Origin of the sequence: Williamsia phyllosphaerae (assembly GCF_014635305.1) — a bacterium.
Lineage (GTDB): Bacteria > Actinomycetota > Actinomycetes > Mycobacteriales > Mycobacteriaceae > Williamsia_A > Williamsia_A phyllosphaerae.
This window is the reverse complement of record NZ_BMCS01000001.1, coordinates 2262401-2277917: the sequence shown is the minus strand read 5'-3', so window position 1 is coordinate 2277917 and position 15517 is coordinate 2262401. Positions and strand designations below refer to the sequence as shown.

Here is a 15517-nt window from a genome sequence, read left to right as displayed (position 1 = left end):
GCACACGGCCCCCGCGGTCGTGGGAACATCGACCCATGACCGAGACCCCAGATCCCGCCCCGGACGGCTGGTCGGCGACGCCCCCCTACGGCGCTCCGTCATACGACCCGTCGCAGTACGGCACCCCGCAGTACGGCCAACAGGCCTACCCGGGTCAGTCACTGCCACCCCAGGGCTACCCGACGACGCCCTACGCACAGCAGCCCCCGGCACCGGGCTACGGGCAGGCCGGATACTCGGTGCCCGGCTTCGCGGGCATCGCCGATCCGTGGGCGCCCTACGGGCGTGACCCGGCCACCGGCACCCCGCTGTCGGACAAGTCCAAGACGAGTGCGGGACTGCTGCAGCTGTTCCTCGGCGGTTTCGGAGCTGGCCGGTTCTATCTGGGCCACAACGGCATCGCCATCGCACAGCTCATCACGCTGATCCTGGGATGGGTGACGGTGTTCTTCGTCGTCGGGGTACTCATCCTGCTGGCGCTCGGCATCTGGACCCTCGTCGACGCGATCATGATGTTCTCCGGCGGCGTGCGCGACAGCCGCGGGCAGGTCCTGCGTCCCTGACTCGTCAGGACCCGGACGGGTCCTCGCCGCAGCAGCCGATCGCCCCGCGGACCTCCCGGGTGGTCTCCCCGCGCCGCGCCCACTCGTCGGCCGGTGGGTAGTCGACCCCGATGAGGGTGAGCCCGCAGGCCGGGGCCACGGGTACCGAGCTCGACCGGCTGCGCTCGGCCAACAGACCCGCGCACCACTCGATGCTGCGCCGACCCTCCCCGACCGCGCCGACCGCACCGACGAGCGAGCGGACCATCGACCAGCAGAACGCGTCCGCGCTCACGTGTGCGGCGAGCACGCCGTCGGGCTCGACGGTCCAGTCGAAGCGCTGCAGATCGCGCACGGTGGTCGCGCCCTCGCGGCGCTTGCAGAACGCGGCGAAGTCGTGCAGACCGATCAGGGTGTCGGCGGCCGCGCGCATGCGCTCGATGTCGAGCGGCCGGGTCCAGTGCGCGGTGTCGCGGGCACGGACGGGTTCGGCACCGAACGCCGAATCGGTGAGCCGGTAGCGGTAATGCCTGCGCAGGGCGGCGAACCGCGCGTCGAAATCCGAGGACACCTCCGCGACGGCCTTGACCCGCGCGTCCGGGGGCAGCATCTTCGCCATCCGTCGGACCAGCATGGCCGGGTCGCCGGCGATCGAGCGGGTGTCGAGCGACGCACGTGTGACGTCGCAATGCGCGACCTGCCCGACGGCGTGGACGCCGGCGTCGGTGCGTCCGGCGACGGTCAGGGTGATGGGCTCCCGCAGGATCGTGGTGAGAACACGCTCGATCTCGCCGCACACCGTGCGCAGGCCCGGCTGGCGGGCCCAGCCGGCGAAGTCGGTTCCGTCGTAGCCGATGTCGAGACGCAGCCGCACCGTCTCCGGCTCCGACGTGCGGGCCTTGGCCTCGGCGGCCTCGGAACGACGGAACCCGCCGTCGACAGCGTCAACGGCGGGTTCGTCGGTGTTCATCGTGCTGGAGCGATCAGCTCACTTGTCGTCGGACTTCTCATCCGACTTCGGGGCATCCTCGTCGGTCGCATCGCCATCTTGGATCTCCGCGGCGCTCTCGGCCCACGACTCCTCGGTGGTGCCCTCGGCGACGGCGTCGGCGTTCTCGACGGCGGCGTCAGGGGCGTCGGCCTCGACCTGCGCGACGACGTTGTTCTCGTCCTCGGCGGCGTCGGCAGCGGCCTCGGCCGGAGCCGAGTCGGCAGCAGCGGCCGGGGCCGCCTTCTGCGATGCGGCGACACGGGTGGCGCGGCTGGCCTCCGACGATGCGGTCGACCCGGTCACGAGCTCGATCACGGCCATCGGGGCGTTGTCGCCCTTGCGCGGCAGCGTCTTGACGATGCGGGTGTAGCCACCGTCGCGATCGGCGAACGACGGCCCGATCTCGGCGAACAGCTTGTGGACGATGTCCTTGTCACGGATGTCCTTGAGCACCTCGCGACGATGAGCGAGATTGCCCGCCTTCGCATGGGTGATCAGCTTCTCCGCGTACGGGCGCAGGCGCTTGGCCTTGGCCTCGGTCGTGGAGATCCGGTCGTGCTCGAAGAGCGCGGTGGCGAGGTTCGCCAGCATCGCCTTCTGGTGCGAGGCCGAACCGCCGAGGCGGCGCCCCTTGGTGGGCTTGGGCATTGATGACTCCTTGAAGAGCTCGCGGCCTCTCGGCCGGGAGAAGATGTGTGGTTAGAGCTGTTCGGTCTCTGCGTAGTCTTCGCCCGCATCCGCGTCGCCGAAGGCTGCGGGGTCGGACCAGGTGCCGGTGGCGGGGTCGTAACCCGCGACCTGCGACGGATCGAAGCTTGCCGGGCTGTCCTTGAGCGCCAACCCCAGTGCGTGCAGCTTCACCTTCACCTCGTCGATCGACTTCTGACCGAAGTTGCGGATGTCGAGCAGGTCCGACTCGGTGCGCGCAACCAGCTCGCCGACGGTGTGGACACCCTCGCGCTTGAGGCAGTTGTACGACCGGACGGTCAGCTCGAGATCCTCGATCGGGAGGCTGAACGAGGCGATGTGATCGGCCTCGGCGGGCGAGGGACCGATCTCGATGCCCTCGGCCTCGACGTTCAACTCACGGGCGAGCCCGAACAGCTCCACCAGGGTCTTGCCGGCCGAGGCCAGCGCGTCCCGTGCGGTGATGGAGTTCTTGGTCTCCACGTCGAGCACCAGACGATCGAAGTCGGTGCGCTGCTCGACACGGGTGGCCTCGACCTTGTAGGTCACCTTGAGGACGGGCGAGTAGATGGAGTCGACCGGGATGCGGCCGATCTCGGCGCCCGACGCCTTGTTCTGCACGGCGGGGACGTATCCGCGACCACGCTCGACGACGAGCTCGACCTCGAGCTTGCCCTTGTCGTTCAGGGTCGCGATGTGCAGATCCGGGTTGTGCACCGTGACGCCGGCGGGCGGCACGATGTCGGCGCCGGTGACGGCACCCGGTCCCTGCTTGCGCACGTACATGGTGACCGGCTCGTCCTCTTCCGAGGAGACGACCAGACCCTTGAGGTTCAGGATGATGTCGGTGACGTCTTCCTTGACTCCCGGCACGGTGGTGAACTCGTGCAGGACTCCGTCGATGCGGATGCTGGTGACCGCCGCGCCCGGGATGGACGACAGCAGCGTGCGCCGCAGCGAGTTACCGAGGGTGTAACCGAATCCCGGCTCGAGGGGTTCGATGACGAACTTCGACCGATCGTCGGCGACGATCTCCTCGGAGAGTGTGGGTCGCTGTGAGATGAGCATGTAAAGGTGTTCCTCCTGTGTGGACGTCCGCTATTTGACGCCCTAGAGACCAAACAGCATGTGCCGCTTGGGGGTGGAGCGATCCGCGCCGGGAGATTCCCGACGCGGATCGGACCGGATTACTTCGAGTAGTACTCGACGATGAGCTGCTCGGTGAGCGGCACGTCGATCTGTGCACGCGAGGGAACCGAGTGCACCAGGATGCGCAGGGTGGACGGGACCACCTGCAGCCAACCCGGCACCACGCGATCGCCCTGGATCTCGCGGGCGATCTGGAACGGGACGGTCTGCAGCGACTTCGGACGGACGTCGATGATGTCGTACTGCGAGACGCGGTAGCTGGGCACGTCGACGCGCACACCGTTGACGGTGAGGTGGCCGTGCGTGACCATCTGACGCGACTGACGACGGGTACGCGCCAGGCCGGCGCGGTACACGACGTTGTCGAGTCGGGTCTCGAGGATGGCGAGCAGTTCGTCACCGGTCTTGCCGTTGCGACGGTTCGCCTCTTCGTAGTAGCGGCGGAACTGCTTCTCCATGACGCCGTAGGTGAAGCGGGCCTTCTGCTTCTCCTGCAGCTGCATCAGGTATTCGCTCTCCTTGATCCGCGCGCGGCCGTGCTGGCCGGGCGGGTAGGGGCGACGTTCGAATGCCTGGTCTCCACCGACGAGGTCGACGCGCAGACGGCGCGACTTCTTGGTTGCGGGTCCGGTATAACGAGCCATTGTTTTTCCTTAACCTTTCCCGCTAGACCCGGCGCCGCTTGGGCGGTCGGCAGCCGTTGTGGGGTGCTGGGGTGACGTCGGAGATCGTTCCGACCTCCAGGCCGGCGGCCTGCAGTGAACGGATCGCGGTCTCGCGGCCCGAACCCGGGCCCTTCACGAAGACGTCGACCTTCTTGACGCCGTGCTCCTGCGCCTTGCGGGCGGCGTTCTCGGCCGCGAGCTGAGCGGCGAACGGGGTGCTCTTACGCGAACCCTTGAAGCCGACGTGACCCGACGAGGCCCACGCGATGACGTTGCCCGCGGGGTCGGTGATCGAGACGATCGTGTTGTTGAACGTGGACTTGATGTGCGCGCTGCCGTGCGGGACGTTCTTCTTCTCGCGACGCCGCGTGCCCTTCTTGGGGCCCGCACTACGTGACTTGGGGGGCATTACTTCTTCTTCCCGGCGATGGTCTTCTTGGGTCCCTTACGGGTGCGGGCGTTGGTCTTGGTGCGCTGTCCACGGACGGGCAGACCACGGCGATGCCGGATCCCCTGGTAGCAGCCGATCTCGATCTTGCGACGGATATCGCCCTGCACCTCGCGACGCAGGTCACCCTCGACCTTCACCGAGGCTTCGATGTACTCACGAAGCTTCGCGACATCGGCGTCGGTCAGGTCCTTGGCGCGGAGGTCGGGGCTGAGCCCGGTTCCCGCCAGGATTTCCTTCGAGGTGGTGCGACCCACCCCGTAGATGTAAGTCAGTGCGATCTCCAAGCGCTTCTCACGCGGGAGATCTACACCAGAAACACGTGCCATCTGGCATTTCCTTTTCGTTTCGAAGGTCTGCTCCCCGTCCGTCCCCGCGAATCGAGATTCGGGGCTCCGGCCTTCGTCCGGAGGTGGGCGATCACGCGAATGTGGTCGCTGGTGCTGGGAGTTTCATGTCGTGCTCGATATTCGGTTGTGTCGCGCTTTTCAGGTGTTACTGACAAGCGATCTGTGATGCGACCGTGGGTCGTATCGAGTGCAGATCAGCCCTGACGCTGCTTGTGGCGCAGGTTGTCGCAGATCACCATGACCCGACCGTTACGACGGATCACCTTGCACTTCTCACAGATCGGCTTGACGCTCGGCTTGACCTTCACGTCGTTGTGCCTCTCGTGGTGGTGGTGAGTTCCCCCCGGCACGCGCGAGCGCTTCGGGAGGTGGGTGGTGCTACCCGGACGAGATGCCCGGGGAGTTCGTTACTTGTACCGGTAGACGATCCGACCGCGGGCGAGGTCATAGGGCGACAGCTCCACGACCACGCGGTCCTCCGGCAGGATGCGGATGTAGTGCTGCCGCATCTTGCCACTGATGTGCGCGAGCACCTTGTGACCGTTCTCCAGCTCAATGCGGAACATCGCATTGGGCAGGGGCTCGACCACGCGACCCTCGACCTCGATGGCGCCGTCTTTCTTGGCCATGTCCTCCACAATCTCTGTCGCACACGCGTGGCGGCGACATCTCGTTTACCGTGTCGGTACGCACGTCGGGCGGGGCGCCGAGAGACTCGGCGGAACCTGCGTCGATTCGCCGGATCTGTGCAGACCGGATGGCGAACCATCTGACCTGTGGGCACAGGAGTACCGGCGCGAAGCGCACCAGCGATCCACTTTACGCTTTCCGCAGGCGACAAGCCAAATTGCTGCTCAGCCCGCCGTCAGCTGCTCCAGGACGTCGGTGATGTCCTGCGTGGACTCGGGAGCGCCGAGCACCTGGATGGCGACGTGGTCGGCGCCCGCTGCGAGATGCGCGTCCACCTTGTCGCGGATCGCGTCGGAGTCACCGTGCGCCACGAGGTCGTCGATCAGCGCGTCGCTGCCGCCGTCGGCGATGTCGGAGTCGGCGTACCCCAGACGCTTGAGGTTGGCCACGTAGTTCGCCAGGTGCAGGTACGGGGTGTCGACGGGCGGACGGCCGATCGCGCGGGCGGTCACCGGGTCGGTGTCGAGGACGATCTTGTGCTCCGGCGCGAGCAGGGCGTCGGGCCCGAGGATCTCGCGGGCGTAGGCCGTGTGGGCCGGGGTCGTGAGATACGGGTGCGCGCCGAGCGCGCGATCGGCCGAGAGCCGCAGCATCTTCGGTCCGAGAGCGGCCAGGATGCGGCGATCGGCGGGCACGCCCGCGTCGTCGAGCACGTCGAGGTAGGCGACCATCGACTGGTACGGAGAGGCGTACTCCTGCGTGGCCTCCCGGTGCCCCACCCCGATGCCGAGGTAGAAGCGCCCCGGGAAGTCGGTCTCGAGCGAGGCGAACTCACCGGCGATGGCCGCGGGCTCGGTGTTCCAGATGTTGGTGATGCCGGTCGCGACGCGGATCCCGTCGGTCGCCTCGAGGATCGCGCGGACCGGGGCCAGCGTCGGCGCGGAGCCGCCGAGCCAGATCGTGCCGTACCCGAGTTGTTCGATGCGGGCCGCCTGCTCACCCGTCAACGTCGAGAAACCTGTCCACACCCCGTGCGTTCCGAATCCATGCATGTCCCGATTCAACTCCCCGACGCCGTCATCCCTTCCGCGAGGTCGGTGTCGGGGGTTCGAGCACGGTGTCGCAGTGCACACGCGCGACGAGCGCACCGGTCCGACGGGTCAGGGCCCGTTCCAGGTCGCGGCCACGGCCGACCGGTATCGCCCCCAGCAGCCGCCGGCCGTCGTCGTCGGCGATGACGACGAGCACGTCGTCGATCCGGCTCTCCACGTCGATCCAGTCGACGAGCGTCTCGATGACCCCGGCGTCGACGGGACGTTCGAGTTCGATCAACTCGATCAGGGGGTGCCGCGTCCGCCACTGTCGACGGAAGTCGGCGTGGTCCTCCCCCGGCGCGAACACGTGCACCGCCCGCAGCGCTCGACCGAACGGGCGGGATCGCACGATCGCCTCGTGCAGGACGGCCGCGTCGTCGACCGGGACGATCACGACCCCGCGGGCGGTGAGCGGGGTTCGCGCCTGCCCGGGTCGACGGAGAGCGGCCGGCTTCGTCTGGGTGGTGGTCACCAGGACGACCCTGCTCGCCTGCGCGTCCGCGCGGGAGATGCGTTGACGGGATCTGTACGGCCGCAGCCACGTTCTTGACGCGCTCCGACCGGGTCGGCCGGCGAAGATTACGGTGTCGACATGCGTGCAATCGTCACCCGGGTGTCGTCCGCGTCGGTGTCGGTCGACGGTGCGGTCGTCGGTGCGATCGACCCTCCGCCGGGGTCCGCGGGGCTGTTGGTTCTGGTCGGCGTCACCCATTCCGACACCCCCGACATCGCACGCGCACTGGCCGAGAAGATATGGCGTCTGCGCATCCTCGACGGTGAGGTCAGTGCCGCCGACATCGACGCCCCGGTCCTCGTCGTCAGCCAGTTCACCCTCTACGCCAACGTGTCCAAGGGGCGCCGGCCGTCGTGGAACGCCGCGGCCCCCGGCCTGGTGGCGCAGCCACTCGTCGACGAGGTCGTCGCCGCGCTACGTGGTCTCGGGGCGACGGTGAGCACCGGCGTTTTCGGCGCACACATGATGGTCGACAGCGTCAACGACGGGCCGGTGACGATCCCGATCGAGCTGTGAATCAGGGCCGCAACGTGAGGATGCGCGGACCGTCCTCGGTGACCGCGACGGTGTGCTCCCAGTGCGACGCACGCGAGCCGTCGTCGGTCACGATGGTCCATTCGTCCTCGCGCACAGACGTTTCCACCGTTCCGAGGGTCAGCATCGGCTCGATGGCCAGGGTGCTACCGACCACCAGCTGCGGTCCGCGGTTGGGCTTGCCCTCGTTGGCGAGGAACGGCTCCATGTGCATCTGTCTGCCGATGCCGTGGCCTCCGTATCCGGCCACGATCCCGAAGGGCCGGCCCAGGCGCTCCTCGGCGGCCCGGGTACCCAGCTCGATCGCGTGGGACACGTCGGTCAAACGATTGCCCGGGACCATCGCCGCGATGCCGGCCTCCATGGCCGTGCGGGTGGCCTCGTTGAGCTTCTCGTCGTCCTCACCGAGATCTCCGATCCCGAAGGTCCACGCCGAGTCGCCGTGCCAGCCCTCGAGGATCGCGCCGCAGTCGATGGACACGAGGTCTCCCTCGGCCAGCACCGTCTCGTCCGACGGGATGCCGTGCACCACGACGTCGTTGACCGAGCTGCAGATCGAACCGGGGAACCCGTGATAGCCGAGGAACGAGGGCACCGCACCCGCGTCACGGATGACGGCCTCGGCGACCTTGTCCAGATCGAGGGTGCTGACCCCCGGGCCTGCCGCGGCGCGGACGGCCACCAGGGCGGCGCCGACCACCGCGCCCGCGGCGGCCATGGCGTCGAGCTCACCGGCGGTGCGGAACGGGACGACCTTCGCCTTGCGCAGACCCATGACGCGTGTCAGTCGTTCAGGGCGCGGAGCACACGCTGGTGCACCTCGCCGACATCACCGATGGCGTCGATGACGGTGACCTGCTCCGCGTAGTAGTCGAGCAGCGGCGAGGTCTCCTTGATGTAGACCTGCATCCGGTTGCGGATCACGTCCTCGGTGTCGTCGGCCCGACCGCGGGCGAGCATGCGCTCGACCACGACGTCCTCGTCCACCTCGAACGACAGCACCGCGTCGAGCGAATGGTCGTTGTCGGCCAGGATCTGCGTCAGGGCGTCGGCCTGCTCGGTCGAGCGCGGGAACCCGTCGAGGATGAAGCCGTTGACCGCGTCGGGCTCACCGACGCGGGCACGGACCATGTCGACCGTGATCTCCGAGGGGACGAGGTTGCCCGCGTCGAGGTACTTCTTGGCCTCGATGCCGACGGGCGTGCCCTCGGTGATGTTCGCGCGGAACAGGTCCCCGGTGGAGATGTGCGGGATGCCGAGGCTCTCCGAGAGCATCTCGGCCTGCGTTCCCTTGCCTGCCCCAGGAGGGCCGAGGATCACGAGTCTCACTTCAGGAACCCTTCGTACTTGCGCTGCATCAGCTGGCTGTTGATCTGCTTCACGGTGTCGAGTCCGACGCCCACCATGATCAGCACCGCGGTGCCACCGAAGGGCAGGTTCTGCACACCGCCGCTGTTGCCGATCTCGAGGAACAGGTTGGGCAGGACCGCGATCACACCGAGGTAGATCGAGCCGGGCAACGTGATGCGGGACAGGACGTAGCCGAGGTAGTCGGCGGTGGGCTGACCCGGGCGGATGCCGGGGATGAACCCGCCGTACTTCTTCATCTCGTCGGCGCGCTCCTGCGGGTTGAACGTCACCGCCACGTAGAAGTACGTGAAGAAGATGATCATCAGGAAGTACACGGCGATGTAGACACCGTTGCTGGGGTCGACGAGGTACGTCTGGATCTGACGCTGCCACCACGGCTGCTCGCCGCTGCTGCTCTGTGTCAGCTGGACGATCAGGTTGGGCAGGTACAGCAGCGACGACGCGAAGATCACCGGGATGACGCCGGCCTGGTTGACCTTCAGTGGCAGGTAGGTCGACGAACCGCCGTACATCTTCCGCCCCACCATGCGTTTGGCGTACTGCACGGGTATTCGTCTCTGACCCTGCTCGATGAAGACCACGCCGGCGACGATGATCACCGCCGCGACCAGGACCAGGAAGAACACCAGGCCACCACGGGTGTCGAGGATCTGCTTGCCCTCGGACGGGATGCGCGCGGCGATGCCGGCGAAAATCATCAGCGACATGCCGTTGCCGATGCCGCGCTCGGTGATGAGCTCACCGAACCACATGACGACGCAGGCACCGGCGGTCATGACCAGCACGATGATGATCAGGCCGAAGATCGACTTGTCGCGCAGGATGTTCGCGCCGTTCGAGCAGTCCCGCAGCAGATCGCCACGGTCGGCGAGGGCGACGATGCCGGTCGACTGCAGCAGTGCCAGCGCCACCGTGAGGTAGCGGGTGTACTGCGTCATCTTGGCCTGGCCGGACTGGCCCTCCTTGCGGAGCTGCTCGAACCGCGGGATGACCACGGTGAGCAGCTGCACGATGATGCTCGCGGTGATGTACGGCATGATGCCGATCGCGAAAACCGACAGCTGCAGCAATGCACCGCCGGAGAACATGTTGATGAGGGAGTAGATACCCGCGGAGTCACCACGCGAGACCTCGTCGAGACACGAGCGGACCTGGCGGTAGTCCACGCCGGGCGAAGGGATGGTCGCTCCCAGGCGGTACAGGATGATGATGCCGATGACGAAAAGGATCTTTCGTCGCAGGTCCTGTGTCCGCAAAGCCGAGACAAAGGCGGAACGCACTAACTCCTCCTACCGAACGAGCACGCGCCTGCCTTGCTCAACGGAGAACTCCCGCGGTCGCGCCGCGTCGGTCTCGCCTTGCACAGGGGGTGATCCGTCGTTCTGGTCGGTCGGCCCCCTCCGCGAAATCGCGAGGAGGATCGACGATGATCAACTCTTGAACTCTAACAGTGGTCCTCGCGGCGCCCGGTCGAACACCGAGCGCCGCGAGAACCGACGGGTCACAGCACCGTGGTGCTGCCACCTGCCGCGCTGATCTTCTCGCTCGCCGACGTCGAGAACTTGTTGGCGCTGACCTGCACGGCCACCGACAGTTCTCCGTCGCCGAGCACCTTCACGAGCTCGTTCTTGCGAACCGCACCGGCTGCGATGAGCTCATCGACGCCGATGGTGCCGCCCTCGGGGAAGAGGCGGGCGATGTCGCCCACGTTCACCACCTGGTACTCGACACGGTTGCGGTTGGTGAAGCCCTTGAGCTTCGGGAGCCGCATGTGGATGGGCATCTGCCCACCCTCGAAGCCGGCCGGGACGTTCTTGCGCGCCGAGGTGCCCTTGGTGCCGCGACCCGCGGTCTTACCCTTGGATCCCTCACCACGACCGACCCTGGTCTTCTCTGTCTTCGCGCCCGGAGCGGGGCGAAGGTGATGCAATTTGATGGTCATTGACTACACCTCTTCGACTGTCACGAGGTGACGCACCACGTTGATCAGGCCACGGTTGGCCGGTGTGTCCTCGCGGGTGACCGTCTGACGGATTTTCCTCAGTCCGAGGGTCCGCAGAGAGTCACGCTGGTTGCTCTTGGTTCCGATCGTGCCCTTGATCTGGGTGATCTTCAGCTCTGCCATGTCATGCACCCTGTCCTGCACGCGCCCGCAACATACCCGCGGGAGCGACGTCTTCGATGGGGAGGCCACGACGTGCGGCGACCTCTTCGGGACGCTGCAGCATCTTCAGTGCGGCCACGGTCGCGTGGACGACGTTGATCGCGTTGTCGCTGCCCAGGCTCTTGGCGAGGACGTCGTGGACGCCTGCGCACTCGAGCACGGCACGCACCGCGCCACCGGCGATCACACCGGTACCGGGCGACGCCGGACGCAGCATGACGACTCCGGCCGCGGCCTCACCCTGGACGGGGTGGGTCACGGTGCTGCCGATCAGCGGGACGCGGAAGAAGTTCTTCTGAGCCTCTTCGACACCCTTCTGGATGGCGGCCGGGACCTCTTTGGCCTTGCCGTAGCCGACGCCGACCATGCCCTGGCCGTCACCGACGACCACGAGGGCGGTGAAGGAGAACCGACGTCCACCCTTGACCACCTTGGACACGCGGTTGATGGCGACGACGCGCTCGAGGCGGTTCTTGTCCTGCTCGCGTCCGCCTCCACGCCCGCCGTCGCGGCCGCCGCCACGACGATCGCCGCCGCCTGCGCGGTTGCCACCGCCACGGTTGTCGGCACCCGCTGCTGCGGGAGCGTTGGGATCGGTGCTGGTGGCGGGTCCGGTGCCGCCGTCACGCCGTTGACGTCCCGGCATCAGATGGTCCTTCCGTATGCGCAGTGGGCGCTGGTGTTGGTGATGGTCATCAGAACGTGAGCCCTCCCTCGCGGGCGGCGTCGGCCAGAGCGGCGATCCGTCCGTGGTAGTCGTGCCCACCGCGGTCGAAGACCACCGTGTCGACACCCGCGGCCTTGGCGCGGGATGCGATCAGTTCGCCGACCTTGGCGCTCTGCGCCGACTTGTCGCCGCCGGAGCTGCGCACATCGGCCTCGATCGTCGAAGCCGCCGCGAGCGTGGTGCCCGAGTGGTCGTCGATGATCTGGACGTGGATGTGTCGCGAGGACCGCTTGACCGCGAGACGCGGTCGCTGCGGGGTTCCGCTGATCTTCTTGCGCAGCCGGAAGTGCCGGCGTGCGGTGGAGCGGCGGCGACGGGTCGACACGTCTTTGCCGACCGTCTCGCGCTTCGTGGTTGTGGTTTCACTCATGTCACTTACCCGTCTTTCCGACCTTGCGGCGGATCTGCTCACCCTCGTAGCGGATGCCCTTGCCCTTGTACGGGTCCGGACGCCGCAGGCGGCGAATGTTGGCCGCGATCTGGCCGACCAGTTGCTTGTCGATTCCCGAGATCGAGAACTTGGTGGGCGACTCCACCGCGAAGGTGATGCCCTCGGGCGCCTCGATCGGCACCGGGTGGCTGTAGCCCAGCGCGAACTCGAGGTCCTTGCCCTTGAGCTGCACGCGGTAGCCGACTCCGAAGATCTCCATCTTGGTGGTGTAGCCGGTGGTCACACCGGTGACGAGGTTCGCCACCAGGGTGCGGCTGAGTCCGTGCAACGAGCGGTTACGACGCTCGTCGTTCGGACGGGTCACCACGATCGAGCCGTCCTCGGCGACAACCGAGATGGGCTCGGACACCATCAGGGCGAGCTCGCCCTTGGGTCCCTTGACCGACACGGCCTGGCCGTCGATCTTCACGTCCACTCCGGCCGGGATGGCGACCGGGTTCTTTCCAATACGCGACATTGAATCTGCCCCTTACCAGACGTAGGCGAGGACTTCGCCGCCGACGCCCTTGTTGGCTGCCTGACGGTCGGTCAGCAGGCCCGAGGACGTGGAGATGATGGCCACGCCGAGGCCGCCGAGAACCTTCGGCATGTTGGTGGACTTCGCGTAGACCCGCAGACCCGGCTTGGAGACTCGCCGCAGTCCGGCGATGCTCCGCTCACGGGTGGGGCCGTACTTGAGAGTGACGACGAGGCTCTTGCCCACGGGGGCGTCCTCGGTGCGGAAATCGGTGATGTAGCCCTCGCGCTTGAGGATCTCGGCGATGTTGCCCTTGATCTTCGAGTGCGGGAGTGTCACCTCGTCGTGAAACGCCGAGTTGGCGTTGCGCAGACGGGTCAAGAAGTCTGCGATCGGATCAGTCATGGTCATGAGTGACCGTCAACCTTTCTCGTGGCGGTTCCCATGCAACGCGTGCACGCCGGTTCCGTTGCCGCTCTCACTCGAGCGGCGCGGGCCTCGCATGTCACACCGTGGGCCTACTACGAAGTGTGTTTTGTCCTCACCGACTGCTGCCGATGAGGGGCCATGCACCAGTGGTGCAGTCCGAATTCGTCTCGGGTGCACCACCGGATTTCTCTAGCTGTGAAGCCAAGAAAGTGGGTGCCACCTGGCGGTTCTCGCGCACGCGTGAGCGCGCCTGAGTGCAGGCAACCGTTCTAGTGTAGGGATCGCCGTGGTCAGGGCCAAATCGCTGCCGATGTGGGCCCTCAGAACGAGTGCAGGTGACGGACCGTGGGCACCACGTCGATGTTCTCGTGCGCCCCGATGCGCACGACGCTGTCGAGCAGAGCGGTCATGCGGCGTCGCAGTTCGGTGTCGTCTCCGCCGCTGCCGTAGAACGCGTGGATGTCGCCTGCCGCGGCGAGCGGGAAGAGTTCCTCCACGATCGCGTCGACGTGTTCCACGTCGGGCGTCACCGGCCGTTCGACGATGTTCTGCAGGTAGCCGGAGGTCGCCTGCGTCGCGATCGCGATCGGCGTGTGCTCCTCGAGCCAGCGGCGCAGCCACTCGGCGCGGTCGAGGGTGTCGGGTTTGCGCAGGAACGCGACGTTGGCCATGGCGTCGGCGCGCGAGCCGTCCCAGGTCTCCGACGGTGACAGGGGCCGGCGCTCGGTGACCTCCCACCCCACGACGCGGTCGGTGAGGCCGGCGAGCACCTCGGTGACCGGCTCGGGTTCGGCGCCGGTCCAGACGCTGATGACCGCGTCGATCGGCGGGGTGAACGTGGAGAGCGTCATCGCCCCGGCGATCTCCGGCACCCCGGCGATGTTGAGTTGCACCCGGTCGGCGCCGGCCCGCCGCAGTGCGTCGTGGGTGTCCGCGGACGCCAGGACGGCGCCGAGGTCGGTACCCCACAGTGCGTACATCAGCTTGACCACGGTCAGAAATCTAGACCGGCGACGCCGGTCGTCTCGACGATTGGGGAGATCCGCCGAACTGTTGACAGCCTCTGGTGACCGCCATGCGGTCGCCGTCCGCCGGTCGGAACCCGGTGGTCTGCTCGTGCTCCTCGAACGAAGGAGCACCCATGACCGATCGCCACGCAGACCGCCGCGGACTACCGAGGTGGCACCCGAGTCCCCTCGTCCAGTCGGCCATCACGACGATCCGGGCGCTGGGGTGGTCGGTGATGGCCGTCAGTGACGAGTGCAGCTGCGCTTCCCTGGAATGTGAGCCGCCGGACTGTTCGTTCGCGTACACGAGCGGACTCCATCTGGGTCCGATCCCTGAACTGGCCGTCTACGGCCTCGACGCACGAACTGCTCAGGCCGTCCTCAACGAGATGGTGGATGTGCTGCGATGGCGCAATTGGAGGACTCTGGTCGAGCACGAGATCGAGTTCACCATTGATTCCATCGACTCGACGCTGCGACTGATCGAACTCGTGGACAAGTCGGATCTCCTGATCACCAACGAGTTGTTCCCCGATGCCGCTGTCCTGCAGGTCGTATGGGCCGATGACCACGGCGCCTATCCGTGGGAGGAGGGCTACTCACTCGAGGTGCGCGACCAGTTCATCAAGGGCGTCGAGGGCGTCGGCCGGGACGTGGGTCCCCGGGTCATCTCCCGCTCGACCGGTCCCAACCGTGCGCAACGTCGAAAGCGCAAACGGTGAACCGACTGAGATCATCCGACTACAGGGCCACCGTGGTCTCCATGACCACGGTCGCCGTCAGACCGGACGATCTCAGTCGCGCATCCGGTGGCGACGCGGCCGGGTGATTGCTCGGATGGAGTCGAGCGACTCGTCCCAGCCGTAGACGACGTCGTCGTATGTGAACCGCATCTTCATCCATCCGCGCACGAGTGCGCTCCGATCGCGCCGACGATCGTTGCGGTAGTTCTCGAGACTGGTGTGGTGCGCCTTGCTGTCGCACTCGATCAGCAGCTTGCCGACTCGGAGGTCGACCCACCCGACGCCCTCGATCTGCGGTTGCACGACGACCTCGAAACCGAGCGCACGCAGACGAACCCGGACCAGTGACTCCGTCCCGGATTGCGATCTGCCGTCGCACCTGGCCAGCAGGTCCCGACCGTGCGGCCCGAGTTCCGCGGCGATGTCGGAACGGTGTGCCAAGCGCGACTGGAGCGTCGAGTCGCACGCAGCAATCCAATGCTCTTCTGTCATGCAGCGCACCGCACAACCCAGTGCATACGCCGGCGAGTCCACGGCCGTGGTCGTGGGTGGCGGTGCTCCGAC

General features: G+C 67.0%; 24 protein-coding genes. 3 read left to right on the top strand and 21 right to left on the bottom strand.

Annotated elements, in window-relative coordinates:
* The first annotated feature begins 35 nt into the window (after positions 1-35).
* Positions 36-563, top strand: coding sequence for a TM2 domain-containing protein (locus tag IEV93_RS10555; RefSeq protein ID WP_188489447.1), 528 nt, complete (start codon positions 36-38; stop codon positions 561-563).
* A 4-nt stretch (positions 564-567) separates the two neighbouring features.
* Here IEV93_RS10555 and truA read toward each other — a convergent pair whose 3' ends face one another.
* From truA to IEV93_RS10505, 10 genes are all read right to left on the bottom strand, one after another.
* A complete protein-coding gene (gene truA / locus IEV93_RS10550; protein WP_188489444.1) occupies positions 568-1512 on the bottom strand; it encodes a tRNA pseudouridine(38-40) synthase TruA in 945 nt (314 codons plus the stop codon).
* 18 nt (positions 1513-1530) lie between these two features.
* The gene (gene rplQ, locus IEV93_RS10545) at positions 1531-2181 is read right to left on the bottom strand and encodes a 50S ribosomal protein L17 (protein WP_188489442.1); all 651 of its coding nucleotides are present in this window, start codon (positions 2179-2181) and stop codon (positions 1531-1533) included.
* Positions 2182-2232: 51 nt separating this feature from the next.
* Positions 2233-3288, bottom strand: a complete 1056-nt coding sequence (locus IEV93_RS10540) for a DNA-directed RNA polymerase subunit alpha (protein ID WP_188489440.1) — start codon at positions 3286-3288, stop codon at positions 2233-2235.
* Between the two features lie 119 nt (positions 3289-3407).
* Positions 3408-4013, bottom strand: a complete 606-nt coding sequence (rpsD, locus tag IEV93_RS10535) for a 30S ribosomal protein S4 (protein WP_188489438.1) — start codon at positions 4011-4013, stop codon at positions 3408-3410.
* 22 nt (positions 4014-4035) lie between these two features.
* Positions 4036-4443, bottom strand: a complete 408-nt coding sequence (rpsK, locus tag IEV93_RS10530; RefSeq protein ID WP_188489436.1) for a 30S ribosomal protein S11 — start codon at positions 4441-4443, stop codon at positions 4036-4038.
* Positions 4443-4811 carry a 30S ribosomal protein S13 gene (gene rpsM / locus IEV93_RS10525; protein ID WP_045823657.1) on the bottom strand — a complete coding sequence of 123 codons (369 nt, stop codon included), beginning with the start codon at positions 4809-4811 and terminating at the stop codon, positions 4443-4445. The genes rpsK and rpsM overlap by 1 nt, the downstream gene beginning before the upstream one ends.
* A gap of 215 nt (positions 4812-5026) precedes the next feature.
* Positions 5027-5140, bottom strand: a complete 114-nt coding sequence (gene rpmJ / locus IEV93_RS10520) for a 50S ribosomal protein L36 (protein WP_009679193.1) — start codon at positions 5138-5140, stop codon at positions 5027-5029.
* Positions 5141-5239: 99 nt separating this feature from the next.
* Entirely contained in the window at positions 5240-5461 is a 222-nt protein-coding gene (infA, locus tag IEV93_RS10515; RefSeq protein WP_007616247.1) for a translation initiation factor IF-1, read from the bottom strand.
* Positions 5462-5686: 225 nt separating this feature from the next.
* Positions 5687-6514, bottom strand: a complete 828-nt coding sequence (locus tag IEV93_RS10510) for an LLM class F420-dependent oxidoreductase (RefSeq protein ID WP_188489433.1) — start codon at positions 6512-6514, stop codon at positions 5687-5689.
* Between the two features lie 25 nt (positions 6515-6539).
* Positions 6540-7028: a hypothetical protein gene (locus IEV93_RS10505; RefSeq protein ID WP_188489431.1), complete on the bottom strand. Its 489-nt coding sequence runs from the start codon at positions 7026-7028 to the stop codon at positions 6540-6542.
* Positions 7029-7148: 120 nt separating this feature from the next.
* On the opposite strand from IEV93_RS10505, the gene dtd reads away from it, so the two are divergent.
* Positions 7149-7586, top strand: coding sequence for a D-aminoacyl-tRNA deacylase (gene dtd / locus IEV93_RS10500; protein ID WP_188489429.1), 438 nt, complete (start codon positions 7149-7151; stop codon positions 7584-7586).
* Position 7587: 1 nt separating this feature from the next.
* Here the strand turns inward: dtd and map are convergent, their stop codons facing one another.
* The 10 genes from map to IEV93_RS10450 all read right to left on the bottom strand — a co-directional run bounded on the left by map (position 7588) and on the right by IEV93_RS10450 (position 14195).
* Positions 7588-8379: a type I methionyl aminopeptidase gene (gene map / locus IEV93_RS10495; RefSeq protein WP_188489427.1), complete on the bottom strand. Its 792-nt coding sequence runs from the start codon at positions 8377-8379 to the stop codon at positions 7588-7590.
* An 8-nt stretch (positions 8380-8387) separates the two neighbouring features.
* Positions 8388-8933 (bottom strand): adenylate kinase, encoded by a 546-nt coding sequence (locus IEV93_RS10490; protein ID WP_188489424.1) that lies wholly within the window; start codon positions 8931-8933, stop codon positions 8388-8390.
* A complete protein-coding gene (gene secY / locus IEV93_RS10485) occupies positions 8930-10255 on the bottom strand; it encodes a preprotein translocase subunit SecY (protein WP_188489422.1) in 1326 nt (441 codons plus the stop codon). The genes IEV93_RS10490 and secY overlap by 4 nt, the downstream gene beginning before the upstream one ends.
* Before the next feature lie 221 nt (positions 10256-10476).
* Positions 10477-10917 (bottom strand): 50S ribosomal protein L15, encoded by a 441-nt coding sequence (gene rplO / locus IEV93_RS10480; RefSeq protein WP_188489420.1) that lies wholly within the window; start codon positions 10915-10917, stop codon positions 10477-10479.
* Between the two features lie 3 nt (positions 10918-10920).
* Positions 10921-11100 carry a 50S ribosomal protein L30 gene (gene rpmD / locus IEV93_RS10475; protein WP_188489418.1) on the bottom strand — a complete coding sequence of 60 codons (180 nt, stop codon included), beginning with the start codon at positions 11098-11100 and terminating at the stop codon, positions 10921-10923.
* A 1-nt stretch (position 11101) separates the two neighbouring features.
* Entirely contained in the window at positions 11102-11785 is a 684-nt protein-coding gene (gene rpsE / locus IEV93_RS10470) for a 30S ribosomal protein S5 (RefSeq protein WP_188489417.1), read from the bottom strand.
* A gap of 49 nt (positions 11786-11834) precedes the next feature.
* A complete protein-coding gene (gene rplR / locus IEV93_RS10465) occupies positions 11835-12236 on the bottom strand; it encodes a 50S ribosomal protein L18 (protein ID WP_188489415.1) in 402 nt (133 codons plus the stop codon).
* A 1-nt stretch (position 12237) separates the two neighbouring features.
* Positions 12238-12774, bottom strand: coding sequence for a 50S ribosomal protein L6 (gene rplF / locus IEV93_RS10460; protein WP_188489413.1), 537 nt, complete (start codon positions 12772-12774; stop codon positions 12238-12240).
* Positions 12775-12786: 12 nt separating this feature from the next.
* A complete protein-coding gene (gene rpsH, locus IEV93_RS10455) occupies positions 12787-13185 on the bottom strand; it encodes a 30S ribosomal protein S8 (RefSeq protein ID WP_188489411.1) in 399 nt (132 codons plus the stop codon).
* 338 nt (positions 13186-13523) lie between these two features.
* Complete coding sequence (locus IEV93_RS10450) at positions 13524-14195, bottom strand: EthD domain-containing protein (RefSeq protein WP_229705020.1); 672 nt, start codon at positions 14193-14195, stop codon at positions 13524-13526.
* A gap of 149 nt (positions 14196-14344) precedes the next feature.
* Here IEV93_RS10450 and IEV93_RS10445 point away from each other — a divergent pair, with 149 nt between their 5' ends.
* Positions 14345-14932 carry a DUF4262 domain-containing protein gene (locus tag IEV93_RS10445; RefSeq protein ID WP_188489409.1) on the top strand — a complete coding sequence of 196 codons (588 nt, stop codon included), beginning with the start codon at positions 14345-14347 and terminating at the stop codon, positions 14930-14932.
* A 72-nt stretch (positions 14933-15004) separates the two neighbouring features.
* Here IEV93_RS10445 and IEV93_RS22515 read toward each other — a convergent pair whose 3' ends face one another.
* The gene (locus IEV93_RS22515) at positions 15005-15445 is read right to left on the bottom strand and encodes a putative endonuclease domain-containing protein (RefSeq protein ID WP_229705019.1); all 441 of its coding nucleotides are present in this window, start codon (positions 15443-15445) and stop codon (positions 15005-15007) included.
* Positions 15446-15517 lie beyond the last annotated feature (72 nt).